At 64.4% G+C, this 25,646-nt stretch carries 24 protein-coding genes and 1 pseudogene; 7 read left to right on the forward strand and 18 right to left on the reverse strand.

Features of this window, described 5'->3' with window-relative positions:
* Positions 1-100: 100 nt before the first annotated feature.
* Complete coding sequence (locus tag AC1DVS_RS20805; RefSeq protein ID WP_478025994.1) at positions 101-562, reverse strand: VOC family protein; 462 nt, start codon at positions 560-562, stop codon at positions 101-103.
* 215 nt (positions 563-777) lie between these two features.
* Here AC1DVS_RS20805 and AC1DVS_RS20810 point away from each other — a divergent pair, with 215 nt between their 5' ends.
* Both AC1DVS_RS20810 and AC1DVS_RS20815 read left to right on the forward strand, forming a co-directional pair.
* Entirely contained in the window at positions 778-1,338 is a 561-nt protein-coding gene (locus tag AC1DVS_RS20810) for a rhodanese-like domain-containing protein (RefSeq protein WP_478025996.1), read from the forward strand.
* Positions 1,339-1,572: 234 nt separating this feature from the next.
* Entirely contained in the window at positions 1,573-3,477 is a 1,905-nt protein-coding gene (locus tag AC1DVS_RS20815) for a M13-type metalloendopeptidase (RefSeq protein WP_478026128.1), read from the forward strand.
* A 16-nt stretch (positions 3,478-3,493) separates the two neighbouring features.
* Here AC1DVS_RS20815 and AC1DVS_RS20820 read toward each other — a convergent pair whose 3' ends face one another.
* The 4 genes from AC1DVS_RS20820 to AC1DVS_RS20835 form a co-directional block, all read right to left on the reverse strand.
* Positions 3,494-4,501: an NAD-dependent epimerase/dehydratase family protein gene (locus AC1DVS_RS20820; protein ID WP_478025998.1), complete on the reverse strand. Its 1,008-nt coding sequence runs from the start codon at positions 4,499-4,501 to the stop codon at positions 3,494-3,496.
* A 128-nt stretch (positions 4,502-4,629) separates the two neighbouring features.
* A complete protein-coding gene (locus tag AC1DVS_RS20825) occupies positions 4,630-4,995 on the reverse strand; it encodes an EthD domain-containing protein (protein WP_478025999.1) in 366 nt (121 codons plus the stop codon).
* A gap of 108 nt (positions 4,996-5,103) precedes the next feature.
* Positions 5,104-5,709: a cation efflux transmembrane domain-containing protein gene (locus tag AC1DVS_RS20830; RefSeq protein ID WP_478026000.1), complete on the reverse strand. Its 606-nt coding sequence runs from the start codon at positions 5,707-5,709 to the stop codon at positions 5,104-5,106.
* 110 nt (positions 5,710-5,819) lie between these two features.
* On the reverse strand, positions 5,820-6,851 hold the full coding sequence (locus AC1DVS_RS20835; protein WP_478026002.1) for a M23 family metallopeptidase: 1,032 nt from the start codon (positions 6,849-6,851) through the stop codon (positions 5,820-5,822).
* A gap of 168 nt (positions 6,852-7,019) precedes the next feature.
* On the opposite strand from AC1DVS_RS20835, the gene AC1DVS_RS20840 reads away from it, so the two are divergent.
* Both AC1DVS_RS20840 and AC1DVS_RS20845 read left to right on the forward strand, forming a co-directional pair.
* Positions 7,020-7,910, forward strand: coding sequence for a helix-turn-helix domain-containing protein (locus AC1DVS_RS20840; protein WP_478026003.1), 891 nt, complete (start codon positions 7,020-7,022; stop codon positions 7,908-7,910).
* Positions 7,911-8,080: 170 nt separating this feature from the next.
* Positions 8,081-8,329, forward strand: a complete 249-nt coding sequence (locus AC1DVS_RS20845) for a hypothetical protein (RefSeq protein WP_478026005.1) — start codon at positions 8,081-8,083, stop codon at positions 8,327-8,329.
* 9 nt (positions 8,330-8,338) lie between these two features.
* Here AC1DVS_RS20845 and AC1DVS_RS20850 read toward each other — a convergent pair whose 3' ends face one another.
* Genes AC1DVS_RS20850 through AC1DVS_RS20860 form a run of 3 tightly spaced genes read right to left on the reverse strand, consistent with a single transcriptional unit; the run spans position 8,339 to position 14,257 of the window.
* Complete coding sequence (locus tag AC1DVS_RS20850; protein WP_478026007.1) at positions 8,339-9,865, reverse strand: efflux transporter outer membrane subunit; 1,527 nt, start codon at positions 9,863-9,865, stop codon at positions 8,339-8,341.
* Positions 9,862-13,050 (reverse strand): efflux RND transporter permease subunit, encoded by a 3,189-nt coding sequence (locus tag AC1DVS_RS20855; protein WP_478026008.1) that lies wholly within the window; start codon positions 13,048-13,050, stop codon positions 9,862-9,864. Before AC1DVS_RS20855 ends, AC1DVS_RS20850 begins: the two co-directional genes overlap by 4 nt.
* A 4-nt stretch (positions 13,051-13,054) precedes the next feature.
* The gene (locus AC1DVS_RS20860) at positions 13,055-14,257 is read right to left on the reverse strand and encodes an efflux RND transporter periplasmic adaptor subunit (protein ID WP_478026010.1); all 1,203 of its coding nucleotides are present in this window, start codon (positions 14,255-14,257) and stop codon (positions 13,055-13,057) included.
* Positions 14,258-14,636: 379 nt separating this feature from the next.
* Between AC1DVS_RS20860 and AC1DVS_RS20865 the strand changes: the two genes are divergently transcribed.
* Positions 14,637-15,617: a cupin domain-containing protein gene (locus AC1DVS_RS20865; protein ID WP_478026012.1), complete on the forward strand. Its 981-nt coding sequence runs from the start codon at positions 14,637-14,639 to the stop codon at positions 15,615-15,617.
* Between the two features lie 21 nt (positions 15,618-15,638).
* Here the strand turns inward: AC1DVS_RS20865 and AC1DVS_RS20870 are convergent, their stop codons facing one another.
* Both AC1DVS_RS20870 and AC1DVS_RS20875 read right to left on the reverse strand, forming a co-directional pair.
* Entirely contained in the window at positions 15,639-15,986 is a 348-nt protein-coding gene (locus AC1DVS_RS20870) for a cupredoxin domain-containing protein (protein WP_478026013.1), read from the reverse strand.
* Positions 15,986-16,513: a DUF4142 domain-containing protein gene (locus AC1DVS_RS20875; RefSeq protein ID WP_478026014.1), complete on the reverse strand. Its 528-nt coding sequence runs from the start codon at positions 16,511-16,513 to the stop codon at positions 15,986-15,988. The genes AC1DVS_RS20870 and AC1DVS_RS20875 overlap by 1 nt, the downstream gene beginning before the upstream one ends.
* 175 nt (positions 16,514-16,688) lie before the next feature.
* Here AC1DVS_RS20875 and AC1DVS_RS20880 point away from each other — a divergent pair, with 175 nt between their 5' ends.
* Positions 16,689-17,393 carry an RNA polymerase sigma factor gene (locus AC1DVS_RS20880; RefSeq protein WP_478026016.1) on the forward strand — a complete coding sequence of 235 codons (705 nt, stop codon included), beginning with the start codon at positions 16,689-16,691 and terminating at the stop codon, positions 17,391-17,393.
* Between the two features lie 18 nt (positions 17,394-17,411).
* Positions 17,412-17,633: a hypothetical protein gene (locus AC1DVS_RS20885; RefSeq protein ID WP_478026018.1), complete on the forward strand. Its 222-nt coding sequence runs from the start codon at positions 17,412-17,414 to the stop codon at positions 17,631-17,633.
* 16 nt (positions 17,634-17,649) lie between these two features.
* On the opposite strand, the gene AC1DVS_RS20890 is transcribed toward AC1DVS_RS20885, so the two are convergent.
* The 8 genes and pseudogenes from AC1DVS_RS20890 to AC1DVS_RS20925 form a co-directional block, all read right to left on the reverse strand.
* Positions 17,650-18,840, reverse strand: coding sequence for a Yip1 family protein (locus AC1DVS_RS20890; RefSeq protein ID WP_478026019.1), 1,191 nt, complete (start codon positions 18,838-18,840; stop codon positions 17,650-17,652).
* A gap of 213 nt (positions 18,841-19,053) precedes the next feature.
* On the reverse strand, positions 19,054-20,070 hold the full coding sequence (locus tag AC1DVS_RS20895) for a cell wall hydrolase (RefSeq protein ID WP_478026020.1): 1,017 nt from the start codon (positions 20,068-20,070) through the stop codon (positions 19,054-19,056).
* 101 nt (positions 20,071-20,171) lie between these two features.
* Positions 20,172-23,015: a M16 family metallopeptidase gene (locus AC1DVS_RS20900; protein ID WP_478026022.1), complete on the reverse strand. Its 2,844-nt coding sequence runs from the start codon at positions 23,013-23,015 to the stop codon at positions 20,172-20,174.
* 94 nt (positions 23,016-23,109) lie between these two features.
* A complete protein-coding gene (locus AC1DVS_RS20905) occupies positions 23,110-23,586 on the reverse strand; it encodes a winged helix DNA-binding protein (RefSeq protein WP_478026024.1) in 477 nt (158 codons plus the stop codon).
* Positions 23,586-23,996 carry a JAB domain-containing protein gene (locus AC1DVS_RS20910; protein ID WP_478026025.1) on the reverse strand — a complete coding sequence of 137 codons (411 nt, stop codon included), beginning with the start codon at positions 23,994-23,996 and terminating at the stop codon, positions 23,586-23,588. The genes AC1DVS_RS20905 and AC1DVS_RS20910 overlap by 1 nt, the downstream gene beginning before the upstream one ends.
* 149 nt (positions 23,997-24,145) lie before the next feature.
* Complete coding sequence (locus AC1DVS_RS20915) at positions 24,146-24,598, reverse strand: hypothetical protein (protein WP_478026027.1); 453 nt, start codon at positions 24,596-24,598, stop codon at positions 24,146-24,148.
* Between the two features lie 66 nt (positions 24,599-24,664).
* On the reverse strand, positions 24,665-25,012 hold the full coding sequence (locus tag AC1DVS_RS20920; protein ID WP_478026029.1) for a hypothetical protein: 348 nt from the start codon (positions 25,010-25,012) through the stop codon (positions 24,665-24,667).
* A gap of 482 nt (positions 25,013-25,494) precedes the next feature.
* Positions 25,495-25,632, reverse strand: a pseudogene (locus AC1DVS_RS20925) (LuxR C-terminal-related transcriptional regulator); the annotation flags it as partial.
* Between the last annotated feature and the right edge of the window lie 14 nt (positions 25,633-25,646).

A 25,646-nucleotide genomic window follows, 5' to 3' on the forward strand; every position in this document is an offset into this window, starting at 1 on the left:
ATCAGCCTCCCGATTGGTGGATAGGCTATTTGTAGCACGCGGCTGTACCAAATTCGTGTCTCCCGCAGGGGTGCACCTCCATCACAATAGTGTCCCGCTTTTAGTCCCCAGGCTGCGTTGCCGCCTCCCCGAACCAATACGCCGCCACGGCCTCGATATTCCCCTCGCCCGTTTTGACAGCGAACTTCCACTCGTAACCATGCGGATCGATACAGGTGAAGGTGCGCTCGCCCCAGGGTTGATCCTGAATCGGCCCCGTGATCTCGCAGCCGCTCTGGACACAATGTTGGTGGATTAGCTCCAGATCCGGCACCTCGATCCCGATCACGCAGCCGAGACCGCGTGGGCCCTGTTTGATCATTCTCTCTCGTTCCGTGTCGGGAAAGGGCAGCCCCACCAGCGCGTCGAGTATCAGATGAAATTGATCAAGGACCATCACCGCCAGGACCGGCGACCCCGCGGGTCCGGGAACGGAAGCGGCCAGCTCGAACCCCAGGCCCTGGTAGAAGACCGTTGCCTGAGCGACGTCAGCGACCCTGATGCCGATCTTCACTTCGCGCATTCGGGCCTCCGATCTCGTGAGGAAACTCGTCTACACGCCACCGATCCGAGCCGCTACCGTCGGAAAATGCCATGCCGGGAGCAATAAGGGTTCCCCTTTCACCACTGGCAATGATCGGGCGCGGCTTAGTGGCGAGCGCCAGGTTGCGTCGGTTCATCCCCCCGCAATCAGAGCCGTGCGACTTTCCGGCCGGATCACAGGACAGGAGAGGGGGGATGGGGACGGACTTCAAGCGCAGCACCGGGCTGGCTGCCTCGCCGCTGATGCTTGCGCTCGCTCTGAGCCTGGCGAGCCCGGCTTTCGCCGAGCGGCCCGCCAATCCGCAACCCGCTGCCGTTCAGCCCGCCAATCCGCTCATCGACTATCACGGCTTTGCTGCGCTGACGGCCGAGATCGCGCCCTATCGCGCGCAGCGGCTGTTATCGCTCGGCGACTTTACGCAGCGCCGGCGGGACCGCCATGTGCTGCTGCTCGATGCGCGATCGGCATCGGCGTACAAGGCCGGGCATATCAAGGGCGCGGTGAACCTGCCCTTCACGGATTTCACCGCGGCCAGCCTTGCCGAGGTGATCGGCAAGGACGCGAACCGGCCGATCCTGATCTATTGCAACAATAATTTCCGCAACAATGTGAAGCCGGTGGTGACCAAGGCGCTGCCGCTCGCGCTCAATATCCCGACCTTCATCAACCTGGTCGGCTATGGCTATGCCAATGTGTGGGAGCTGGGCGAAGCGGTCGATATGAACGACCCCGTGATTGAGTGGCAGCGGGGCTGAGCGCTCCGGGGACAGGAGCGTTCCCGACCGGGACCTTTCGTTGTAACGAAACCGCCGGTCTTTGACGGCATGCATTGATTACAACTGTAGTCTGTGCGACTACAGTTGTAGTCGGACGGTGTCGGGGTGAATCACATGCTGATCACAAGGCGAGACGCGCTTCTCGGATTCGGGGCGGCGTCCTTGGGTTTGAATGCCGGCCCAGGCAAAAGCTTCGGGGCATCGTTGTTGGCAGTGCGGCCGGGCGACGACTTCTACCGATATGCTGACGCGGCCGATATCGCGGCGATGAACATACCGGCAGACCGCTGGGATTATGGGCAATTCGACGTGGCCGGCAAGGAGGTCATGGGCCGGATCGCGGCGCTTGTGGAGCGCGCGGCGAATCCGGGGGCCGCCAATTCTCCCACGGAAAGGCGGATCGCTGCCGCCTATCGTTCGATCCTCGATGAAGCCGCGATCATGCGGGCCGGCCCTGCGCGCCTCAAGCGGGATTTGGGGCGGATCATGGCGGCGGGCTCGCACGCGGACATCGGTGCGCTGATGGCGCGTCCGCGATCAAGCAGTCTGATCGCGTTCAACGTCTTTCCCGCGCAGGGCGAATGGATGGTCCATCTGGACCAGCAAAACCAGAACCAGCCGATGCTCGAGCTTTCGACGGCCGCTTGTGCAGCGACTGACGCGCATTCCGTGAAGCTGCGCGATGCCTATCGGCATTGCATTGCCCAGCTGTTCGAACTGGCCGGGATCTCCGACGCGTCGAGGCGCGCCGGAGATATAGTGGCGCTCGAAGGTGAAATCGCGCGGCGGCAATGGAGTTTCGAAAAGCTGCGCGACCGGCGGGCCAATCTCCATGTCATGACGGTAAGCGAGCTCGAGGCTTTTGCTCCGGGCTTGCCTTGGCGGGTCATGTTAGCGGCGCGCGGGGTTGCGGGTGTGGAGCGCATCAACCTGGGGACGGACAGCGCGGTGGCTGCGCAGGCCGCGCTCTTTCGCGAAAAGCCGGTGGACAGCTGGCGGAGCTGGCTCGCCTTTACGTGGATCCGCAATGGGATCGACACGCTGCCGGCGAGTATGCGTGATGCTTATGGGGCTTTCGTGGCAGTGGCCCGGGGCGCCACGCAGCGGCCGAAGCGCACCGACGAGGCGCTCCGCTTCGTCAACAGCCAGATGCGGATGGATGTGGCACGGCTCTATGTCGAAGCGCATTTTCCCGAGGCGGCGCGCAAACAGGCCGAGGAGATGCTCGCCTATCTGAAGCGGGCGATGGCCGAGCGGCTTCGGACTACAGCCTGGCTGGACCCGCCATCGCGGGCGGAGGCGCTGGCGAAGCTGGACGCAATGGCATTGAAGGCGGGATATCCGCGGCGCTGGCCGACCTATCGAGGGGGCGGAGGGCTACGGGACAACGACGCGGCGGGGAACCTGGAAACCCTGTTGCGGGAAGCCTGGACAGCGCAGCTCGGCCGCCTCGGCAAGGCGAGCCCCCAGCAGGAGCTCTGGTATCAATCGCCGCAAACCGTGGATGCGAGCTATAGCGTGCTGCTCAACACGATCGAGCTGCCGGCGGCTATCCTCCAGCCGCCCATCTTCTCCGACACCGCGCATCCGGCCGAGAATTTCGGAGCGATCGGCGCGCTCGTCGGCCATGAGATGGGCCATGGCTTCAACGATCAGGGTCTGCTCTTCGACAGCAAGGGCATTCTGCGCGACTGGATGTCCGCTGATGCGCAAGCAGCCTTTGCGGCCCGCGCGGAGCAGCTTGTCGCGCAATATGGGGCGTTCGAACCCTTGCCGGGGCTGAAGCTCAACGGACGGCGGACATTGGGGGAGAATATCGCCGATCTTTCCGGCGTTTCGCTGGCACTACACGCTTATGAGCTCTATCGCGCCGACCGTGGCGATACGCTTGACGCGGCAGAAGCGCGGCGGAAACTGTTTCTGAGTTGGGCCAGGATCTGGGTCTACAAGGCGCCTGACAGCGCAATCCGCTATATTGTCGAGAATAGCGATCATGCGCCGGCGCCATGCCGGGTCAACGGCGTCGTCCGGAACCTGGACGCCTGGTACGAGGCCTTTGATGTGGCGCCGGGGGACGCCCTTTATCTGGCGCCCGACGCGCGGGTGCGGCTTTGGTGAGAGGCGGCGACCGAAGTTAGCTCCGGAGCCGTTCCACCGCATCGGCATAGACCGACGCAATTCCAGCGCTGATATCGGTCGAGGGCCTGAACCCGAAAGCGCGCTCCGCCTTTGCGGGGCTTCCGATCGCGTCCTTATGCACCTCTTCGATGATCCGGCTTTTCGGCAGTCTGTTCGGGCCGGTGACGAGTTCGGGATAGCGATCCCAGAAGGTCGCCGGATCATTGAAGACGGGTTCGATATCCAAGCCGCTGACGGCCGTGAAGATCTTGTAGAGCTCGGGCACGCTGCTGCCCACGCCCGAGCAGATGTTGAAACGCTCCGCATCGAACCGGCCGTCAGCGAAGGTCATCTTCGTCAGCAGTTTCACGACGTCGTCGGAGTGGACATAGTCACGGCGGGCATCGGTGTCGTTGTACAGCATCGGCCGCCGCCCAAGGACGAGCTCGCGCGCGACATAGCTGGTAAAGGGCGGGCTCAGCCGCTTGACGTCCTGATGCGGACCGAAAACATTGAAGAACCGGCAGATGATGATGTCCATGCCGTAGCTGGATGCGAAGCCTTCGCACAATTTCTCGCCCGCCGCCTTGGTCATTGCGTAGACCAGGTCCGGATTGATCGGCGCGTCCTCCGTCAGCACGGGCAGCTTCGTCTTTTCGTAGACGGCGGAGGTCGACGAGAAGATGACCCGCCTGACGCCGGCCCTGCGCGATGCCTCCAGGACGTTGCCGAGACCGCCGACATTGACGTCGTACGCGACACCAGGGTTGGCCTGGCAAACCGGCAAGGGCGCGATGCCGGCAAGATGGATCACCACCTCGGCGCCCTGGATCATGTCGAACAGGGCTGGATCGCGGATATCCTTGCACAGGAAGGTTCCGAAAGGCGCGCCGTCCAGCAACAKGTTATCGAGGTGGCCGTAGCTCATATTGTCGAGCAGAACGACGTCGTGGCCCTGGAGATGCAGGCTCTTGCCGAGCTGTGAGCCGATGAAGCCCGCGCCGCCCGTGATCACGATCCGCATGTTCGGAAAATCCATCGCTTTGAGAAGTACTGGTTCGACCTCCAGGCTTTAGGGCGCCCGCCAGATTCCGGCAACGGCACCCCTGTGAAAGTCGCACCTCAGGCAGGGGCGATGCCAATGGGGCGCGATCAAAAAATAATGTGCTCGTGCGTCACGAATATCACCGAGCGATCGAAGTCGATGAATTGGCCTTCATCGTCCAGCAGCATCTTGGCGGCTTCGAGATAGTCTTCCGTGCCCCTGTTGCGATCGCCAGTTTCGGTTTCGATCCAGCCCTCCATGATTCCGTCATAGGGCGCATTACCGCCACGCGACTTGCGGAGTGCGCCGCTCATGGCGTTCTCGATCGTATGGCTTTGCACATAGCGGATCATGCCGATGACGCCGCAGACCGATTTCACTTTGGGCGCATGCGTGTTCAGCCAGTAATCTTGAAATTGCTCACGCGTCAGATGCGGCTTGCGCGTGAGGCAGAAGATGAGTTTGACGATCATGGTGATCCCCCGGGCGCAGTGAATGAGTGCGGCGTTGCGGCAAACTACGCCAAGGCGCCCCTGACGCGACGCTCGAATTTGTCAGCGGGCTGCCTTGGCTCCGCACTATCAGGTCGTCGCGGCGTGTTCCGTACGTGCGGCGCTCCACACTTCTCGCGCTGCGTCCGCATTCATCAGCGCGATGCCGAGACCTGCGATCAGATCCGGCCACGCGGTGTGCCAGGCGAAGGCGGTGATGAGCGCAGCGGCGATGATCGCCAGGTTGGCGAACGCGTCGTTGCGCGCCGACAGGAATGCGGCCCTGGTCAGACTGCCTTTGTGCCCTCGGTAGCGGGACAGCATGAAGGCGCAGCTCAGGTTGACGGCAAGCGCGCCTAGTGCCGCGAGCGACAGCGGGACAGGGTCTGGTGCGACCGGCGCGTTGAACTTCTCCCAGGCTGTCCACAAGGTCGCGAGGCCGGGGACGAGCAGGATCGCTGCCAGCGCCATGCCGACACGTGCGCGATTCTTCGCGCTCCATGCCAGCGCGGCGAGGATCAGCAGGTTCACCGAGGCGTCCTCGAGGAAATCGACTGAGTCGGCGAACAGGGACACCGAACCGATCCGCAGCGCGACGGCAAACTCGATGCCGAAATAGGCCAGGTTGAGCAGTGCGACGATCGCCACGACACGGCGAAGTGCGGGATCGGGGGGATTTCCGGCTTCCTGGTCCATATGTCTGGCTACGCGATGTCCGTATGTCGCGACACCGCCTCTTAACGAAGCGCGCGACGCTCTTGCGGCCTGAGCGGGCGGTGCCTTGTCGGCACCGCCCGCCCGTCACGTCATTTGCGCCACACCGCCACGCTGCGGGTGCCGCAGACATAGTTGGAGGTGCGCTTGAAGCCCTTGGCGACATATTTGGCGTTCATCGATGCGGCGAGCTCAGCTGTCATGCCGAAGGCCGAGGCCCATTGGCCCGATGCTGGTACCCAGTGGGTATCGTAGCTCGCGCCATTGTCCTTGCAGGTAGCGAGGAGCAGCATCTCGCCCGAGTTCGCCATATGGTCGAAATGGCGGCGATAGTCCTCATCCTTGATGTCGTTGAACTTCCAGGTGCCGATCTTGTGCGGCGGCCATAACAGGATCGGCCCGCGCGGCAGTTGCTGGCCGGCGATCGGGGTCCATGGGCCGTTGATCATCCCCTTGCCGTCGACATAAGGCGTCGTCAGACCGCGATCGAACAGCGGCTTCACCGGCTTGCCATCGCGTTCCATGTGGATGTGGAGATGCGGCCCGCTCGACGCGCCGGAGTTGCCCACCCGGCCAATCATCTGCCCGGCGGTAATGTGCGCGCCGTTCACCACGACCGCCTCCTTGCGGATGTCGGGATTGCCCTGGACGACGGAATTGTCGCCGAGCAGCACGGCATTATGGGGGCAGAGCGCGGCCGGGATCGATCCGGGAATGGTATGGGCGTAGAGGGCGACGCTGCCGTCGTCCTGCTTCACCCAGAGATGGTTGCCGCCGCCCGGAATCAGGCCCTTGTCGCGCGCCGGATGCTTGCCGCCCGCCGGATTTTCAGGGGCATTGCGCCAGCAGCCGATCACCGTTCCGCTGGCCATGGCGTAGATTGGCTTGCCGTATATGACATAGTTCGCGTTGACCTTGTCGTCGGTCTTGCCCTCGATCATCGTTGACCATTGGGTGTCGCTGATCCGACGGCGTGCAACAATGTCCTGTCCTTCGGCCTGAATACCGCCAGTGTGGATGTTGGTGCTGAACCGCTCGCCCGGCGCCAGATCATTGCCGCTGAGGGGCAAGTTGTGCGAATCAGCGGCGGCGATGGGCAGAATCAGGGTGGCCGCGAGGGCCATGGATATCGCAATCTTCAAGGTGTCTCTCCTGTACAGGCATCTTTCCTCTCCCTGGCGGCGCCTCTCGGCCGTGCTGGGGGTTTCGCGAAGGTGTAACGGCGTGCGCCACGGTTGCGCGAGGAGATGCAACGGTTGCACGCTTCGCCTGTCGCCCGCATAATCAAGCGGATGATACGCTTTGCAGACCGGCTGACACTCGTCCTCGCCGCCTTATCCCTCAGCAGGGGTCGGCTGGCGGCCGAGATGGGCGTGGACAAGTCGCTGGTCGGCCGCTGGTGTTCGGGCAACACCAACCCTTCGGCCTATAATCTCGATCGCCTGACCATATTCGTCGCGGCGCGTTGCCCGGGCTTCACCATGCTCGACTGGCAGGCGGATCTGCCCACGCTCGCCGCGCGCTTCGGCGTCGAGCCGCCGCGCGCGCCTGTCGACGACAGCCTGCCGGCCTGGGACTGGCTGTCGCCCACCTTGCTCTCCGAGGCGTTGACCAACACCCGGATGAACGGCGAGGCGTTCGAGGGGATCTGGCGCACCACCCGGCCCTCGGCCGACACGCCGGGCATGTTCGCGCATGACCATATGCTGCAATATCGCGCGAGCAACGGGCTGTTGCGGTACCGGCTCGGCGTATGGCGGCTGCGTTTCGATGGCTGGGCGCTGCCGATCCAGAACCAGCTCTTTTCGATGGCGAGCGATCCGGTCAGCGGCGTCTTCATCTTCTCGATCGTCAAGGGCGTAGCGCGGCGCAAGGCGATGGTGCTCGACGGGATATCGCTGACCTGCCTGCGCAACACCGACGGCGATATCGTCGCGACGCCGTGCATCTTCGAGCGTGTCGCCGACCTGACCGGCGATGCCGCCGCTGACGAGGCGCTTTTCGAGGAATGCATGGAGCAGCCCATTTACAGCGACCCGGCGTCGATCCCAGACGATATCCGGGCGCATCTGCTGCCTGATGTCGGACCGGCAGCCGCGGCGGCGGGTGGCGAGATGCTGATGCTGATGCGCTTCGCAAACAGCATGTCGAAAGCGGCGCCGGTGGGAGGCGATTTTCCCTGATCCGACGACCCGGGCTTTCCGCCGCCGCCTCTCTGCGTCTATGATGGCCGGTCACCTGCGCACCAATTGCCTGTGCGGTGAATTTGGGGATCAAGTAACTGTCACCGAAGGTGGATCTTGCTGAATCCGGGTTTCGTTCCCTGGCTGCCGCTGTGCAAGCGGGGGCGGCAATGTCCGTCTATATGCTGCATCTTTCGGAGCTTGCCGCGCCTTGCGCCGAATGGGCGGATATCGTGGCGGGAGGGGCTGCGTGCGTGCTGAACGCGCTGCCGCCGCGGCGGCGGTCCGCCCTGTTTGGTCGAGAATTGCCGTTTCGGGTGATCGTTGTTGACGAGGATTGCTGCCCAGTCCTCGTCATCCAGCCCGATATGATCGCCGTTTATGCTGCATGCCATGGCCGGTTGAACGGAGGCGCGTGACGGCGGAGATCAGGGAAGGGTCGGATCGCGCCGTTCGGGCATTGCCGCGCCCTGCCAGCCGCCGCCGAGCGCCTTGAACAGGCTGACCTGCGCATCCGCCACCGCCGCGTCCGATTGCGCGAGCGCGGCGCGGGCGTCGGCGCGGTCGCGTTCGGCTTCGATCAGTAGCAGGAAGCTGTCGGCGCCGTAATCGAAGCGCAGTTTCGAAAGCCTGGCCGCCTCAGTGCTTGCTGCCTCGGCGCGGCGGAGTGCTGCGTTGCGATCGAGCGCGCCGGCATAGCGGGCGAGTGCCTGTTCGACTTCCTTGAGCGCAGTCAGCACGGTTCCGTCGAACCGCGCGAGCGATGCGTCGGCGCCGGCGCGGGCCTGACGGACGCGGGCGCGGGCGATGGTCTGGTTGGGGAAGTTCCAGCTGATCAGCGGGCCGAGCGACCAGGACAGGCTTGGGCTCTTGAACACATCGCCCGGCTTGCTCGCGCCGAAGCCGATCGAGCCGAGCAACCTGATCGACGGGTAGAGATCGGCGGTCGCGACACCGACGCGTGCCGTGTCGGCAGCGAGGGTGCGTTCCGCTGCGCGAACATCGGGGCGGCGGGCGAGCAGGGCGGCGCCGTCGCCGACCGGCACCGTGACCGTCACGCGCGGCGGGGCGAGGCATTTGTCCGCATCGGTATCGATCTGCTCGGGCGGGCGGCCGGTGAGGGTTGCGAGGGCGTAGAGTGACGCGCGGCGTTCGGCCTCGAAGCCGGGGATCTGCGCCTGGGTGTTGGCGAGCAGCACATCGGCACGCTGCACATCGCGGCGCGTACCGCGGCCGGCGGTGAACAGGGTGTTGGTGAGCTCGAGCGTCTGCTGCTGCAGAGTCACCGTCTCCAGCGCGACCGCGCGCTGCGCGGCATTGGAGCAGGCGCTGGCATAAGCGCGCGCGGTTTCGGCGGCGACCGAGACCCGAGCTGCGTCGAGCTCCGCGGCGGCGGCCTCTGTGTCGCCGCGCGCTGCCTGTATGGCGCGGGTTACGCCGCCGAACAGATCGACTTCATAGGAGGCGTCGAAGCCGACCGAGAAGAAATCGGATTCGAAAGCCTGACCGGTCGGGCTCTGGCCTGCCGAGGTGCGACTGCGGGTGTAGGATGCGCTGAGATCGGTGCTCGGCAGGCGGGCGCCGCGCTGTTCGGAGAGCACCGCCCTGGCACGGGCGAGATTGGCGGCGGCAGTGCGGATGTCCGTGTTGTGGGCGAGCGCGTCGGTGACGAGGCGATCGAGGACCGGATCACTGTAGAGCTGCCACCAGTGATCGGGGAGCGGGGCGGAGGCGGCGGCGGTCGTTTTGGCGGTCTCGGCGAAGCTGCCGGTGGCGATCGGGGGTGGGGTTGGCTTTACGTAATTCGGGCCGACCGTGCAGGCGCTGAGGGCGAGTGCCAGCCCCAGAAAACCGTTCGTGCTGAGCTTGTCGAAGCACTGCCTCAAGCGGGTGCCGCGCCGGGGAGAGGTGCCCTTCGACGTGCTCAGGGCGAACGGAGGGCGGTGCAAGATCATGCCGGCTCCTCCTCTGGGTCACCGACAGGCGCCTCGGGCGCCTTCCGTCCGCGCCATTTCGCGCTCACCCAATCGCCGAGCTTGCGGCAGATGACGTAGAAGCTCGGGGTGAACAGCAGGCCGAACGTGGTCACGCCGATCATGCCGAAGAACACAGCGACGCCGAGCGCCTTGCGCATCTCGGCGCCGGGGCCGGAGCCGATCACCAGCGGCAGCACGCCGAGGATGAAGGCGATCGAGGTCATCACGATCGGGCGCAGGCGCTGCTCGGCGGCGTGTTCGGCGGCGGCGTGCATGTCCATGCCCGCTTCCTCGTTCTGGCGCGCGAACTCGACGATCAGGATCGCGTTCTTGGCGGCGAGGCCGATCAGCACGATGAGGCCGATCTGGGTGAGGATGTTGTTGTCGCCGCCGAACAGGTTCACGCCGAGGATCGCGGCAAGCAGGCACATCGGCACGATCAGGATGACGGCGAGCGGCAGCACCATGCTTTCGTAATTGGCGGCGAGCAGCAGGAACACGAACAGCACGGCAAGCCCGAACACCAGCGCGCCGGTATTGCCAGCCTGTTGCTGCTGGAAGGCGAGCTCGGTCCATTCGAAGGTCATGCCCTTGGGCAAAGTCTCTTCGGCAAGCTTCGCCATCGTGGTCAGCGATTGGCCCGACGAGAAGCCGCGCAACGTGTCGCCCTGGAACTCGGCTGACGGATAGAGATTGTAGCGCACCACCCGGTACGGCCCGCTATCGTTGCGGAGCGTCATCACTGCGTCGAGCGGCACCATCTCGCCAGCCGCGGAGCGGGTGCGCAGGTGGCCGACATCGGAGATCTGGTCGCGGTACGGCGCATCGGCCTGCGCCGTCACGCGGTAGGTGCGGCCGAGCAGGTTGAAGTCGTTGACATAGGTCGAACCCAGATAGGTGTTGAGTGTCGAGAAGACGTTCGAGACCGGCACGCCCAGCTGCTCCGCACGCTCGCGATCGAGTTTCGCGAACAGCCGCGGCGTGCGTGTATTGAAGGTGGTGAAGGCGCTGGTGATGCCCGGAGCCTGGTTGGCTTTCATCATCATCTGGAAGGCAGCGCCCTCGAGCGCCTTGTAACCGAGATTGGTGCGGTCCTCGATCATCATCTTCCAGCCGCCGCCGGTGCCGATGCCGCGTACCGGCGGGGGCGGGATGACGAGGACATTGCCGCCGGCGACCACGCCGAAGGACTGGCGCATTTCCTGTGCGATCTCGTCAGCGTCCTTGCGTTCGCCGAACGCCTTCAGGGGAATGAACATCGCGCCGGCATTGGGTGCGGTGGAGAAGGTCGCGCCGTCAAGCCCGGCAAAGGCGACGGTCGCCTCAGTCGAGGGGTTCTTCATCGCGATGGCGTTGACCTGCGCCATGACTTCCGAGGTGCGCTGGAGCGACGAGCCCGGCGGCAGTTGGACGACGGCGATCAGATAGCCCTGGTCCTGCGCGGGGATGAAGCCCGTAGGTGTCGCCATGAAGCGCCATCCGGCGAGACCGATCAGGCAGGCATAGACGATTCCGACCAGCGCCAAGGTGCGCACGGCGCGCGCGGTATATTTGCCGAACCGTTCGCCCAGCCGCTTGAAGCCGTTGTTGAAGCCGCGCGCGAAACGCCCCGGCCAGCCCAGCAGGCCTGGGCGGGGCTCGCTCTCATGGCTTTTCGGCTTGAGGACGAGCGCTGCCAGCGCCGGCGACAGGGTGAGCGAAACGAAGGCGGAGATGACCGCCGCCGAAACGATGGTCAGCGCGAATTGCTGGTAGAACTGGCCCGAAATGCCGGGGATGAAGCTGGTCGGGATGAACACGCCGCACAGCACCAGCGAGATCGCGATCAGGGCGCCGGAGACCTCATCCATGGTTTCGTGCGCCGCCTGGCGGGGCGTAAGCCCCTTCTCCTCCATCAGTCGCTCGATATTCTCGACCACGACGATCGCGTCATCGACGACGATGCCGACAGCGAGCACCATGCCGAACAGCGAGAGGTTGTTGAGACTGAACCCGAAGGCAGCGAGCATCGCCAGCGAGCCGACCAGCGAGACCGGCACGGCGATCACCGGGATCAGGGTAGCGCGGCCGCTCTGCAGGAACAGCAGCACGACCAGAGCGACCAGGATGATCGCCTCGAACAGCGTGTGATAGACCGCCTCGATCGAGGCCTGGATATATTCGGTGGGATTATAGGGTATGCTGTAGGAGAGTCCCTGCGGGAAGCTCTTCGCAGCGCTGGCGATCTCGGCGCGCACCGCATCGGCCGTGGTGAGCGCGTTCGAGCCGGGCAGCTGAGTGATGCCGATCGCGGTCATCGGCTTGCCGCTCAGCGTGGCGTTGATGCTGTAATCCTGCGCGCCGAGCTCGATCCGGGCGACATCGCGGAGCCGGGTCAACCGACCCTGATCGTCGCGCTTGACGATGATCTCGCCGAACTGATCTGTCGTGGTCAGCCGGCCTTCGGTCTGGATGCCGAGCTGGAAGGCGGTGCCGCCCTGGTTGAACGGCGGCTGGCCAACCGATCCGACCGCGACCTGGGCGTTCTGGCCGCGAATGGCCGTCACGATCTCGTCGACCGTCAGATTGCGCGATGCTGCCCGATCGGGATCGATCCAGACCCGCATATTGTAATTGCGCCCGCCGAACGAACGCACCCCGCCGACGCCGGGGATGCGGAGCAGGCGGTCGATAACCTGGGTGGTCGCATAGTTGGAGACATATTGCTCCGAGAGCGATCCGTCGGGCGAGGTGAGGGCGATCACCATCAGGATGTCGGGCGAATTCTTGGCGACGGTAACACCGATCTGGCGGACCTGATCGGGCAGGCGCGGCTCGGCGGTGGCGACCCGGTTCTGCACCAGCACCTGGGCCTGATCGACATTGACGCCCTGTTTGAACGTCACGGTGATCTGGATCACGCCGTCGCCGGTCGACGAGGAGGACATGTAGATCATGTTCTCGACGCCGTTGATCGATTCCTCGAGCGGCGCCGCGACTGTCTCCGCCAGGGTTTCGGCCGAGGCGCCCGGATAGGTCGCGCTGACCACCACGGTGGGCGGCGCGATCTCGGGATATTGCGCGACCGGCAGGCCGGGATAGGCGACGATCCCGAACACCACGATCAGGACCGACAGGACAGCCGCGAAGATCGGCCGTTCGATGAAGAAGTGCGGGAACTTCACGGGATCAGTTCGCTGTCGCTTCGGACGCCGGCGGCGCACTGTCGGGCTGCGATGTCGGCGCGGTGTCCGCGGCACGGGGCTTCAGTGTCACCAGATTGGCCTTGACCGCTGCGCCGGGCTGAAGCGTGGTGATGCCTTCGATCGCGACCTTGTCCGATGGGCCAATGCCTGTCCTGATGACGCGCAGGCCCTCGACCTGCGGCCCGGTTTCGACCGGGCGCGGGGCGACCTTGCCGTCTTTGCCGACGACATAGACGAGCTTGCGCGTCTGGTCAGTGATGATCGCCTCGTCGGGCACGAGCATGGCGCGGTAATGGCCCGAGCCGAGCAGGCGCGCACGGCCGAACAGGCCGGGCGTCAGGAAGCCATCGGGGTTGGCGATGACGGCATGGGCGCGGATCGTGCCCGAATTGGTGTCGATCGCATTGTCGACGAACTCCATACGGCCGTGCCAGCGATAGCCGCTCTCATCGGCGAGCTGGACCTCGACCGGATTGGGCGTGCTCCGCGAGGAGCCGCGCTCGCCTTTGCGATCCTGGCGGAGATATTTGAGGTAGAAGCTCTCGGCACCCTCGAACGAGAACCAGATCGGATCGGTCGAGACGACGCGGGTCAGGACGGTCTGGCCCTCAGTCGCGAAATTGCCCTTGCTGACCCGACGATCGGACACGAGGCCGGTGATCGGCGAGCGGACCGTGGTGAAGCCGAGGTTGAGGCGGGCATTGGCGACATTGGCCTGAGCTGCGGCAAGATCGGCCGCGGCGGTCCGGACATTGGCCTGCTTGGTCTCATACTCCTCCTTGCTGATCGCCTGGGCGGTGAGCAGCTTGTCGGCGCGGGCGAGCTCGGAGCGAGCATTGATCAGCGATGCGTTGGATTTCGCGACCTGGGCCTGGGCCTGGGCGAGCGCGGCCGCATAGGGCCGGGGATCGATGATGAAGAGCGGCTGTCCCTGCCGCACATGCTGGCCGTTGGCGAACAGGATGCGATCAATCGTGCCGGAGACGCGTGGGCGAAGCTCGACGTCCTGGATTGCCTCGAACCGGCCGACATATTCATCCCAATCGACCACATCGCGCTGCAGCGGGATCGCGACTGTAACTTGGGGAAGCGGGGGCGGTGGCTTGGCTGAGCCCGAGCAGCTCGAAAGCGCGATAGCGGTACCAACGATCAGGACAAGGCGCCGAAAAGGAAAGGCAAACGACATCACGGGACCCCATTTCTGCGGCGCTTTCCGACGTCCCCTCGAATGCCTGGGTCGTTCGCCCGCGTGCTTCATTCGCTGCACAAGTGCGATTCCCGGTAAACCTTTACAAGGGCTGAAAAAAAGGCATGCGTATTAGATTGTTGGAATAGAAAGAAATTTTCTTTCCAGGGTCGTGCTGCGCTGCCGCAATCGCGCCTTCGGAACCGTGTTGGATAATTTCGGTAGACTGCAAGGCATCAAAACAGTTTTCCTATATGATATATTTGATATAGGTCGGCGCGAACGCGTCTCCGCGGGCATCGGCGTGAGACCGGTAGGCGGATAGCGAGAGAATCGGTCCCCGACGTCTTCGCGGACCCTCAGGAGGGAGACGACTGAAATGCATCGACTGAAAGCCGTGTTGAGCGCTGGCGCGATCGGCGCCGCCACCCTGATGGCGCCATCGGCCTTTGCCCAGGCTGCAGCCGCGCCGGCCGGGCCGCCCCGAGAGCGTCCGCCGCTGATCCTCGGCTGGGCGCCCAAGAAAAATCCGGTCGAGGCCTATGTCGCACCCAACAAGCCGCTGTGGAAATTTGCCGACGTGCTCGCGATGCACAAGGGGCAGCCGAACTGGACTCAGCCTGTCGTGCGCAACAAAGACCTGGCCGCCGACTGGCATCAGCTCGCCCCCGGCGGCAAGACGGTGGAGGTGCTCTACCCCGATAATCGCGTCGGCATGATCGTGTGGAGCGGTCAGGTCCGCGTCAGCATCAAGGGGCAGGAGCCGTTCGTCGCGTCAAAGGGCTTCGAGATCAACATTCCGCTGCGCCTGCCCTTCACGATGGAGACGGTCGGGTCCGACCCCGCGCTCTGGCTCGAGATCCATCAGGCCAATGACGTGCCGATTTACCCGGTCACCAGCTCGCCGACCAAGCCGAAGGATGTCCCGGGCTATACCTATACCAAGGTGGTCCTGTCGGGCGGCGACGGCGTGTATGACGACAATAACAAGCCTTATCTCGACTATTACAAGGACGTGATCGGCGGCGGCGCGCGTGCTGGCGCCTTCATCGCCAGCGACCATTTTTTCCTGAACAATATTCGCGGCAAGGGCACGCCAACGCCGCCACCGACCAATCTTGGCCATTTCCATGTCGATTATGCTGAGTTCTGGTTCGTGATGGAGGGTAATATCGACTATCAGATCGAAGGCGTTCCCTTCTTCACCGCCGCGCCAGGCGACATCGTCACCGCGGCAATGGGCCGCTGGCACCGGGCGAGCTTCGGCGGGCCGGTCGGCCAGATGGATACCCGCGTCGCGATTAACCCCTTCCCGCGCGGGTTGCATGACTTCTCGGAAGATTCGGGCGGGCGCCAGTAACCGAGAGCCCGGAGTTCCGTTCTAGCGAGAGACCTTGAGCCGTCCGGTCATGCCCGGGTGGAACTTGCAGAAGAACGCGATCACCCCCGGCTTTTTGAGCACCAGCCTGACGGTTCTGGCCGGGGGAAGATCGAGATCGAAACCGCCATCGCGCGCCGTCGCGCTATGCCGGAACAGGTCGCGATTGACCCACAGGATGGTGTCGCCGACGTGCAGCTTCGGCGGCGGCGCCCCGAACTTCATATTGTCGAGCGTGATCGTGTAGGTTCTTGCGGGAGGTGCGGCCGCCACGGGGATCATGGCGGCCGCCAGCAGGGCGGCGATGGCGAACGCCACCCCACCTTTTGCGGCCCTGCTTATATTCACCATCAGTGGAGCGCCGCCGCGAGATGCTCGGCGTGCTTCTGATGTTCGGTGAAAAGGGTCAGGCCGGTTTGCAGCAGCGATTTGAGTTCGCCATTGCGCGCTCCAGGGACCAGCGTGGTCTTCAGCGCGCCGTTCACGGTGCGGTGATAGGCGACCTCGTTCTTCACATAGGCGCGGTCGAATGCTGCGCCGCTCAAGCGTGAGAGCGTCGTCAACTCGCTCGCCGCCTGTTTCGAAAGCGCCTGGCTGGTGGGGTTGTCCTGCGGCGTCACGCCGAGTTTCTTGACCAGCGCGAGCGCCTTGACGTTCACCGCATCATGGTCGCGGACCATCTCCTCGGCAAAGGCGCGGACGGCCTTGTTGTGTGATTTCGCGAGCGCCTGCTTGCCCGCCGCGATGTCGATCGTGCCGGCGGTATAGGCTATGTGTGCGATCTGCGCGTCGTTGATGGCCGGCGCGGCCTGGGACAGCGCGGCGCCTGACATGGCCAGCAATCCGGCGGCACTCAGCAAAGCAATCCTGTTCAGCATCCTTGATCCCCATATCAGTGGCGGCCGAAGCAATTTTCGGCGCTGCACATTGGATGCCGCCCGTGCTTGAAGGTTCCCGCCATGCCTTGATTGCCTCGCGCGGGAACCTCGTGGCCGCTGCGGCATCCAAGGGAAGAACGGCTATGATATTTCGAGAATCGGGAGAGGCGCTGAGATGAAGGCGGTGGCGAAGGCTGACATTGCTGCGTTGCCGGATCTGGATCTCGCAAGGCGGATCGCGGTGCGCGATCCTGATGCCGTGCGGCTCATGACGGAGCGCAACAACCAGCGGCTGTTCCGCACTGCCTGGAGCATATTGGGCAACCGCGCGGAAGCCGAGGATGCCGTCCAGAGCAGCTATTTCCGCGCCTTTGCCGCGATCGGGGAGTTTGCCGGCCGCTCCTCGCTCTCGACCTGGCTGACGCGGATCGTCATCAACGAGGCGCTCGGACGACAGCGCGCCGCGCGGCGGCGCCGAGCGCGGCTCGACGCGGAGTCGGTGGTGGACCTCGACGATTATCGGGAAAAACTGATGAATGGATCGATCGACCGCAGCGGCCCCGACGGTGCGCTCGCGGTCAAGCAGATGCGGACTATGCTCGAAGCTGCGATCGAGGGGCTGCCGCGCGACTTCCGCCTCGCATTCGTCATGCGCGAAGTGGAGGGGATGACGATCGAGGAGATCGCGCACGCCCTCGATATCGCCCCAGCCACGGTCAAGACCCGACTGTTCCGCGCTCGTCGGCGTCTCCAGGAAGCGCTGGCGCCCGAGTTGCGGGCGAGTCTTGTCGGTGCATTTCCCTTTGCCGGTGCCCATTGCGCATCGCTGACGCATAAGGTCGTGATGGATATATGCGGCGAGGGTGCCCTGCCGCGATAAGGGTCAGGCGGACGAGCGATGGAAAGGGAAATCGCGCGGTGGCGCTGCCGGACCGAGGACGAGTCGGTCGTCACGGTCATCGAATATCAGCATGTCGCCGCCCAGGTACCCGGTGCACCAGCGCGGCATTATCCAGGTGCCCGCCGGCTCGCGCTATCGACCGGCGAAGTGGTCCGCTACATCGACGCGACCATGTTCGAACTTGTCGAAACCGGCGAAATGCTCCGCCGGATCGACTGACCGACAATCGCGGCGGTTATTTTGCCAGGCTGGCGAGCGCGCCCGTGTCCACCGTCGCCACCGCCTGTTTCAGCGTGTCGATGCTCGGTGCGTTGCCGTCGGCGGAGACCATGAAGCGGCTTGCGACCATCGTCTCATAGTGACCGGAATGCGACTCGGTGTTCCATTTTTCACTGACCATCGAGCCGCCGACCATCTCGGTCTTCTCGTAGCCGGTCGCGGTCTGCTTGCTCGATTGCGCGTTTACCGCACCACCCAGCGTCGCGATCGCGCCCATCGCCCCCATGTCAGCCACCGACAGGCTGAAGCTCTGCTCGCCCAGGGTGTAGCGGCCCTCGGCGCGGCTGCCGCCAAGCCCCGCCGCGGCGCCGCTGCTGGTTTCGACATCACCGCGCGTGAAGCCGGCGATCGTGGCGGGCAGCATCCCCTGGAGCGCCGCAACCGGAACCGCCGTGACGGTGCCGCTCTTGGCATCGGCTTGCATCCTGTCGGTCGCCACCTTCATTTTGGCAGCTGCCTCGTTGAGCTTGCCGAGATCGACCGATCCCACGCCCGGCACGCTCATCGTGCCGCTGACAGAGCCGGAGTCGGCAAGGAGCGGCGGCCGGATGAAGGCCGCTGTCAGCGAGGCGGTCGCGAAGGTGATCACCGCCGCCGCGACGATGCAGACGAGGATTGAGACAATGACATAAGCGGGTGCCTTGTCAGCTGGTGCCTTCATCAACAGCGGCAGGCCGATCCACAGGAGATAAAGGCTGTAAAGACCAACCAGACCCAGCCATCCAAGCATGGGGATGATCTGGAAAATCCCGGCAAGCCAGGAAGCGGTCATCGAGAAGGCGACGACCTTCATTGCGGAAACCGGGTTCTTGGTGGCACCAAAATTGGGTGCGAGCCAGTCGATCACCAGCGCCATCACAAAGGCGCTGATCAGCGCGAACACATACATGGTAACGGCGCCACCCACTGCGACACCGATGGACGGCCTGTAAGTGATGCCGAGAAAGCCGATCCCGAATACCATCATGCCGATCAGATGTGCAATCGGACCGATGGCAGCGAGGGGGATGACCCAGGTCATGAAGATGCCTTTGACCGTCATCGGCTCTGCGTCGATCCGCGGCCATTCCTGGGCGGGTGCGGTCAACAGGCGCTTGATTCGGTCCATCATGCCGGCGGGTTGATCGCCGGGAATTTGCGTGGCCATGGTGTTGCTCCCTCTTGTTCGCTCTTCGGCGCGCGACCCTAAACCCGGCCCTCCGGAAGGATAGGATCAAGGCGACATGCCCGCCGATTACGCTCGCCCGGATTCGCCCGTTCCGGGACTATCACAGTTCGCGATTGCCGGGGAGTATTGTCACGCAATCGCGCTGCATCCTCTCCTTCGGGAGATACCGACGCAAAGACCGGGGGTGGCGGCTCACCTTAGTGGCTTGCCCGAATCCTTCCACCGGTCGAGGATCTGGGACTCGCCATTATCGTTCGTCGTTGCCACCGCGGGCTTGAGTATCCCGCTCTGAGCATAGGCCGGCTGGATTGCCGCGGCACTGGTTCGCGGGGCAGGTGTTGGTGTACCGGCTGAAGCCATCGTAAGCGACGGCAGCGCCGGGCGCGCGTGCGGGCCGGGGAAAGGCTCGTGCCCGGTATAAGCCTGGTTGAATGCGGCTGGCGTGCCCCACCAACCCTGCCAGCGATGGAAGAAATGCGCGCCGATCGCGGCGGTCATCACCAGGCTTTTGTTCCACGACGGCGTGACCGCATAGGTGTGGTAGTGCGTCGCCAGCCCCACGGGCGCGAAGACGCGGCCGTTCAGCGCTGCCGCAGCGACCTTCATCGCGCGCACCCAGTAAGCCTGGGAGGGAATGCGCGCCATTGATCCGTCACAGGCGTAGCTGAACTGGCAGCCGGTCGTCCGCTCGGAACCCTGATAGACGACGCCGCACACCGTCGCCGGAAAGGCCGGATGACGCACCCGGTTGAGGATCACCTGCGCAACCGCCTGCTGCCCGGCATCCGGTTCAGTCGCTGCTTCATAATAGATGGCCGCGGTCAGGCACTCCAGCGCGCGGCCTTTGTCGAGGGCGCTTGCCGATGCGGTCGAGAAGGGCTGGGCAGGCCTGATAGAAGCATCGGCGGCGAGCGTGGCGGTCGCGGCCGACACCGGCAGATCGGGCAGGGCGGTCGTTCCTGTCGCACCCGCGCCTGGTGCCGCACTGTCCTCAGCGACATAGAAATAGGCGGCGCCCGGGAAATGGTCCTCGGCCTCATAGCCGGTCGGCTTGGGCGCGGGGCGAGCGGCCTTGGCGCTCTGGTCGACGATCGCGCGGATCGCCGCCTCCGCTGAGACGCCGACGCAGATCAGCGCGACGATCCCGACAATGCCGAGCTTGCCCAGCCGCCGCATCCGGAACCAGTTTTTGATCGCGCCCCACACCATGGCTTTGCCATAGCGGGATTCAACCGCCCGTGCCGCCCCCGATTTTCGGGTGTCTCGCAGCGAAACAGTTGAAGGTTAACGTAATCTTGCCGCGTGAGTGCTCACTTCAGCGCGGCGCTGTCCAACTTCAGCGCGCTTGCCGGGATTAGTTCGACGCTGGGATAATCCTTCCTCAGTGCATCGATGAACAGCTTCGCGTCGCCCACCACGACGATGCTCGCCTGCGACGGATCGAGCAACTTTGCCGCGGCAGCCTGCACTGCAGCCGGATCGACCGCCGAGACCGATGCGGTGAAGGTCTTGAGCTCATCAAGCTGCACCCCCTCGACGATATAGCCGCCAAGCGCATCGGCGATGCCGTCGGTCGTTTCGATCCGTCGGCCGAAATCGCCGATCAGCGTCGCCTTGCGCGGTTCGAGCTCGCTTGCGGCGACCGGTTCGGCGCCGAGCCGCTTCATCTCGGCGATCATGATCGCGATCGTCTCGGGCGCGGTCGGGTTCTTGGTCTGGGTGCGTGCGGAGATCGCGCCGGGATCTCGTCGCGCTGAAAGCGAGCTGCCCGCACCATAAGCCAGGCCGCGCTTGATCCGGATCTCCTGATTGAGCCGGGATGAGAAGCCGCCGCCAAGCACTGTGTTGGCGACGCTTGCCGGATAGAAGGCCGGATTGCTCCGCGCGATGCCGACGCGAGCGACCACGACGCCCGCCTGGCCCGCATCCGGCATGTCGACGACGATCACGCGGGGTTCGGGCGGCAACGAGGGGTGTCCGGTGACGACGAGATCATATGGGTTCGCGAATTTCCAGCTTCCGAAATTCTTCTCGGCGAGCGCCTTTGCGGCGGCGGGGGTGATGTCGCCGACGAGAATCAGCGTAGCCTTTCCGGGCTGCCAGGTCGCACCATAAGCGCTTTGCACATCAACCCGCTTGATCGCCTTGAGCGAGTCCGGCGTCCCCGACAGCGCATGGCCATAAGCCTGGTTGCCGAACACCGCCCGGCCGGCGACAAGCCCGGCAAGCTGCGCCGGGTCCTTTATCGTCAGCGATACGCCATCGATCGCCTGCGCCCGCGCCCGCTCCAGTTCCTCGGGGGCAAAGACGGGATGGCGCGCGACATCGGCGAGGATGGCAAGCGCCGGTGTCGCCTGATCCGATTTCACCGTCACTGAAACCGACGAGCCGTCCCAATCCGCGCTGCTGTCGATCGATCCGCCAAGGGATTCGATCTGCGCTGCGATCTGCGTTGCGGTTCGGGTCGCCGTTCCCTTGGTCAGCAGATCGGCGGTCAGGCTGGCAACGCCAGCGCGATCATTTGGATCGTTGGCACCGCCGCTGTTCGCAACCAGCGAGGCGGTCAGTAGCGGCAGGTCATGCTTCTCCACTGTGATGACACGAAGGCCGTTGGCGAGCCTGAATTCGCGCGGGGAGGGAATCGCAGCATTAGCCGCCGGTCCGGCGGGCGGCGGCTTCAGACGGTCAGCATCGCTGGCGGGCGTTACGATCTCGACATTGGCGGGCGCCGCCAGGGGCGAGACGACCACAGTCGAGGCGACGTTGATCATATCGCCCTTCACGCCAGCCGGTGCAGCTTCGGCGGGAAGATACTGGATGGTGGCCGAGCGTTCATCGCGGAGATATTTCCGGGCGACGCGTTGCACATCGGCAGCGGTTACCAGAGCGATTTGCGCGAGCTGGCGGTCGGAGGTGCGAGGATCGCCGTCAATGATCACCGAGGCCGCGAGCGCCGATGCCTTGCCCTCAGCTGTTTCCCGGCCCTTCAGCGCCGAGGTCAGGATTTCGTTCTTCGCTTCGGAAAGCTCAGCTGCGCTGACCGGCGCGTCGCGTAGCCTTGCGACCTCGCGGCGCAGCGCCACCTCGCCGGCATCGGCGTCCTTACCGCCGGCCATGATTGCGAAGACGGCAAGATTGCCACTGCCCTGCTTGGTATCGAGATAGGTCTCGGCGCTCTGCGCGAGCTGGTCGCGATAGACGAGCGTCTCGTAAAGGCGCGAGCTCTCGCCCTGCGACATCACTGCGTTGAGCACGGCGATCGCCGGGTTGTCGGGATCGTTATCGGCGGGCACCGGATAGCTGATCATCACGGCGGGCAGGGGCGTATTGGGTTCATAAACCTTGTAGTGAGTCGCCACGGTGCGTTCTGGCTCGGTCACCGTCACGCGCGGGATCGGCCGGTCGGGTTTGGCGATACCGGCGAAATATTGGTCCACCCACGCATCGAGCTGCTTCGCGTCGAAATTGCCGGAGACGACGAGGATCGCGTTGTCGGGCCGGTAATAGGTCGCGTGGAAGGCGCGGACATCGTCGATCGAGGCGCTTTCGAGATTGTCGATGCTGCCGATCGTCGAGCGGGCATAGGGATGCCGGCTGTACGAGATCGCCGGGAAATAGATCGAGAACAGCTTGCCGTAAGGCCGCGCCATCGTGCTCTGCCGCAACTCCTCCTTCACCACGTCGCGCTCCGAGGCGAAGCTCTTCGGCTCGACCACCAGGCTCGCCATCCGGTCAGCCTCGGCGAACAGCAGCCGCTGCAGGTGGTTGGCCGGGACCACCTCGAAATAATTGGTGTAATCGTCATTGGTCGAGGCGTTGTTGTAACCGCCGACATCCTCGGTCAGCCGGTCCATCTGCTCGGAAGCGAGGTTTCGCGTCGCCTTGAACATGAGATGCTCGAACATGTGCGCGAAGCCCGAGCGTCCGGCGGGATCGTCCTTCGACCCGACATTGTACCAGACCTGCACCGAGATGTTCGACGTGCCGGTATCACGGATCGCATAGACTCTCAGGCCATTGGCGAGGGTACGCTCGGTGAAGTCGATCGGTTTCACCGCGGTGGACGCTGGCGCGTCTTTCGCCTGGGCGATGGAAGGAATGGCAAGAGGAAGCAGGGCGGCGCCCAGCAACAGGGCGGCACGGTAAAGCTGCATGGGTTACTCCGGTCGGGCAGGAGGCCGATCAGCCTAAGGTGTCGCGCTGGCGAGGCGCGGTGTCAATTGGCCCTCCTTTCGCCAGTGCCCCTCTTCAGCGTAGTGCCGCCTGCATGACCGCCTTGCCTTTCCCCGTGAGGCTCACATGGGAGCGGCGCCGATCGCGTGGATCGTCGGTCCGCACGACCAGACCGCGTTCCTCGAGGATCGCGATCATGCGCAGGCCAGTCGTCGCCGGTACGCTCGAGGCGAGCGACGCGCTGGTGACCGAGATCCGGCGTCCATGGGCGTCAGCGTCGAGCAGATCGAGGAGAATGTCCCATGCGGGCTCGCCGAACAGATCGGCATCCTCCCCGAACGCCGCATCACGCCGGCGCCTGGAGCGATAGATTTCGATGGCACGCGCCACGCTCGTGTCACGGACTTCGGACAGATACCGGCCTGGGTGGACCTGTCTTTCCGGGGCGGGCGCTTCCTGCCCGATCTGCTGCAGCTCGGCATGGACGTTGCTGAGGGCACGGCTGAGGTCCTGGAAGCCCCGACGTGTGGAATTGGGATGAGTGTTGGACATCAGATCAATCTCCTGCCGCGAAGGCTCGCATGGCCAGTTGCACCGATAATCATGTGGTCGTGGATCGTGATGCCGAGCGGCGCCGCCGCCCGGACCAGCGCCCGGGTTGCCGCGATATCGGCGGAACTCGGCGTCGGATCGCCCGATGGATGGTTGTGAACCAGGATGAGGCCGGTCGCCTGAAGTTCGAGCGCGCGGTAAAGGATGTCACGCGGTGCGATCAGCGCCTCGGATTGGGTGCCGGTCGATAGCCGCTCGTCGCGCAGCAACTGGTGGGCGGCGCCGAGAAACAGGCAATGCACTGTTTCGACCCGCTCATGCGCCATGGTGAACCACAGATAATCGTGCAGCTCCCGGTCGCTCGCGATGACTGGCCCCGCATCGAGCCGGTCGCGAAGCGCGAAGCGCATCGCGCGCCGGTTGTTCTCGATACAGGCGGTGGCGTCCGCCGAACCGTCGAGCAGGCGGAGCAGCCGTTCCCGAGGCGCCGAGAGCGCGGCTGCGAGTGTTCCGAACTCGGCGATCAGCCGCTCGGCCCAGAGCGCCGCTGCGTCAGGGTCTACCGGTGCGAGGAGGTCCGCCAGGAGGGATCGGCCCCGGTCGCCTTTAGGCGAACCMGGTGCCGCCAGGTCCCGAGCACAAGGAACAGCAATTGCGGGTAGATCCAGAACGCCAGCATCACGAGGTACGCCGTCCGGATAAGGCGAGGATCGGCGAGCTTGAGCAAATGGCCGAGCACCGACATGCCGTGAAAGACCACTATCCCCATTGGCCAGAAACGGTTCGCCTTGAGCGCGATCGCCGTAAAGGCAAGGAGGATCAGTATGTCGAGAATGAACACCCGGGTCTCGACCCCATAGAAGCGGGTGGAAACCGGGTTGAGCAGCACCGGGGTGATGGCGATTCCGATGATCATCACGAGCACCACCAGCCTCTCCGGCGCGCCACCACGTGCGAGCGCATAGAGAGAGCTGGCGGCAAAGAGCCCATAATAGATGAGGAGATGAAGCATGGTTCGATGACGCCACGTCAATAGCTCCCAGTCAACTCTGGCCTGGCCAATCTCTGGTGGGTGATGTCACGCGACCACGCGGAGCTGCGTGCGGTCTTCGCCTGTGATGGGCGCGTCGACCGGCGGACATCCGGAGTCGCCATAAGCGGAGACGCCGAGCTCGGCAGGCAGCGCCGCCAGCATCGGGTGCACCTTGATGAGTGAGGCTCTTGTCTCGATCGACAGCGTGACTGCCCGCGACATGGCGGCGATCGCGTCGAGGCCGATGCCGAGCGGCAGATTGCTGGCGCGGCGCACCTCAAGCATGGTGGCGACGCAGCGTGCGGCGGCAATGGCGGCATCGTCCTGCGCGCGTTCGGCGGTGAGGAATTCCGATTTTACCGCTTTCACAGCGGCGAGGCGTTCGTTGAGCATAGCTGTCCCCTTTTCGCGAACCCTCGGGGCCGCGATTGCTTCACTCACCCCGGATCGGGTGATCAGTTGTGGTAGACGATTGCCTGGAGCGTGCGCTGGATCGACTCAGCGGCGGCGGCTCCCATGAAAGCGATGATCGCAACGGCAAGCATGCCGGCGGCGATCCAGAAGAGGCGTTCTGTCGGTGTCAGGTCATTGCGATTCTCCCCCGCTGCGGGGAGAGGCCACCGCGCGCGGGGGAAGCGACCGGCAAGGGGAAAGGCGCCTGTCGCCCATCGCTCGCCAAAAGCACTATCCCGAACGCGATCATGACTTGCCCCCTGTTGCGATGGGTTCAAGTCGCTCGAAACATGGCTGAATTCGACCCCCAAAGGATAACCGGTTATTTTTTCGGGGGCGGATTGGCGATCGGCGGCGTGGCAGAGGCGGGCCGCTTCGAGGCTGCTGGTCGCGCCCAGCTTGCGCATTGCCTGCTGGAGATGACCGTTGACCGTGTGGTGCGAGATGCCGAGCTCGCGACCTATCTCCTTCGGCCTCAGGCGCTCGAACACGAGACGCAGGCACTGACGCTCGCGTTCGGTCAGCGTTTCACGCGGGTCGTCGTTCGCGTCAGCCTGCATTTATCCTGAATATG

The sequence above is a fragment of the Sphingomonas sp. P3_C5 genome (genome assembly GCF_056402635.1).

Excerpts from the sequence above, each read along its gene's own strand:
- AC1DVS_RS20805 (WP_478025994.1), bottom strand. The coding sequence starts at position 562 with ATGCGCGAAGTGAAGATCGGCATCAGGGTCGCTGACGTCGCTCAGGCA.
- AC1DVS_RS20810 (WP_478025996.1), top strand. The coding sequence starts at position 778 with ATGGGGACGGACTTCAAGCGCAGCACCGGGCTGGCTGCCTCGCCGCTG.
- AC1DVS_RS20825 (WP_478025999.1), bottom strand. The coding sequence starts at position 4,995 with ATGATCGTCAAACTCATCTTCTGCCTCACGCGCAAGCCGCATCTGACG.
- AC1DVS_RS20830 (WP_478026000.1), bottom strand. The coding sequence starts at position 5,709 with ATGGACCAGGAAGCCGGAAATCCCCCCGATCCCGCACTTCGCCGTGTC.
- AC1DVS_RS20835 (WP_478026002.1), bottom strand. The coding sequence starts at position 6,851 with ATGGCCCTCGCGGCCACCCTGATTCTGCCCATCGCCGCCGCTGATTCG.
- AC1DVS_RS20840 (WP_478026003.1), top strand. The coding sequence starts at position 7,020 with ATGATACGCTTTGCAGACCGGCTGACACTCGTCCTCGCCGCCTTATCC.
- AC1DVS_RS20845 (WP_478026005.1), top strand. The coding sequence starts at position 8,081 with ATGTCCGTCTATATGCTGCATCTTTCGGAGCTTGCCGCGCCTTGCGCC.
- AC1DVS_RS20850 (WP_478026007.1), bottom strand. The coding sequence starts at position 9,865 with ATGATCTTGCACCGCCCTCCGTTCGCCCTGAGCACGTCGAAGGGCACC.
- AC1DVS_RS20860 (WP_478026010.1), bottom strand. The coding sequence starts at position 14,257 with ATGTCGTTTGCCTTTCCTTTTCGGCGCCTTGTCCTGATCGTTGGTACC.
- AC1DVS_RS20865 (WP_478026012.1), top strand. The coding sequence starts at position 14,637 with ATGCATCGACTGAAAGCCGTGTTGAGCGCTGGCGCGATCGGCGCCGCC.
- AC1DVS_RS20870 (WP_478026013.1), bottom strand. The coding sequence starts at position 15,986 with ATGGTGAATATAAGCAGGGCCGCAAAAGGTGGGGTGGCGTTCGCCATC.
- AC1DVS_RS20875 (WP_478026014.1), bottom strand. The coding sequence starts at position 16,513 with ATGCTGAACAGGATTGCTTTGCTGAGTGCCGCCGGATTGCTGGCCATG.
- AC1DVS_RS20880 (WP_478026016.1), top strand. The coding sequence starts at position 16,689 with ATGAAGGCGGTGGCGAAGGCTGACATTGCTGCGTTGCCGGATCTGGAT.
- AC1DVS_RS20885 (WP_478026018.1), top strand. The coding sequence starts at position 17,412 with ATGGAAAGGGAAATCGCGCGGTGGCGCTGCCGGACCGAGGACGAGTCG.
- AC1DVS_RS20890 (WP_478026019.1), bottom strand. The coding sequence starts at position 18,840 with ATGGCCACGCAAATTCCCGGCGATCAACCCGCCGGCATGATGGACCGA.
- AC1DVS_RS20895 (WP_478026020.1), bottom strand. The coding sequence starts at position 20,070 with ATGGTGTGGGGCGCGATCAAAAACTGGTTCCGGATGCGGCGGCTGGGC.
- AC1DVS_RS20900 (WP_478026022.1), bottom strand. The coding sequence starts at position 23,015 with ATGCAGCTTTACCGTGCCGCCCTGTTGCTGGGCGCCGCCCTGCTTCCT.
- AC1DVS_RS20905 (WP_478026024.1), bottom strand. The coding sequence starts at position 23,586 with ATGTCCAACACTCATCCCAATTCCACACGTCGGGGCTTCCAGGACCTC.
- AC1DVS_RS20910 (WP_478026025.1), bottom strand. The coding sequence starts at position 23,996 with ATGCGCTTCGCGCTTCGCGACCGGCTCGATGCGGGGCCAGTCATCGCG.
- AC1DVS_RS20920 (WP_478026029.1), bottom strand. The coding sequence starts at position 25,012 with ATGCTCAACGAACGCCTCGCCGCTGTGAAAGCGGTAAAATCGGAATTC.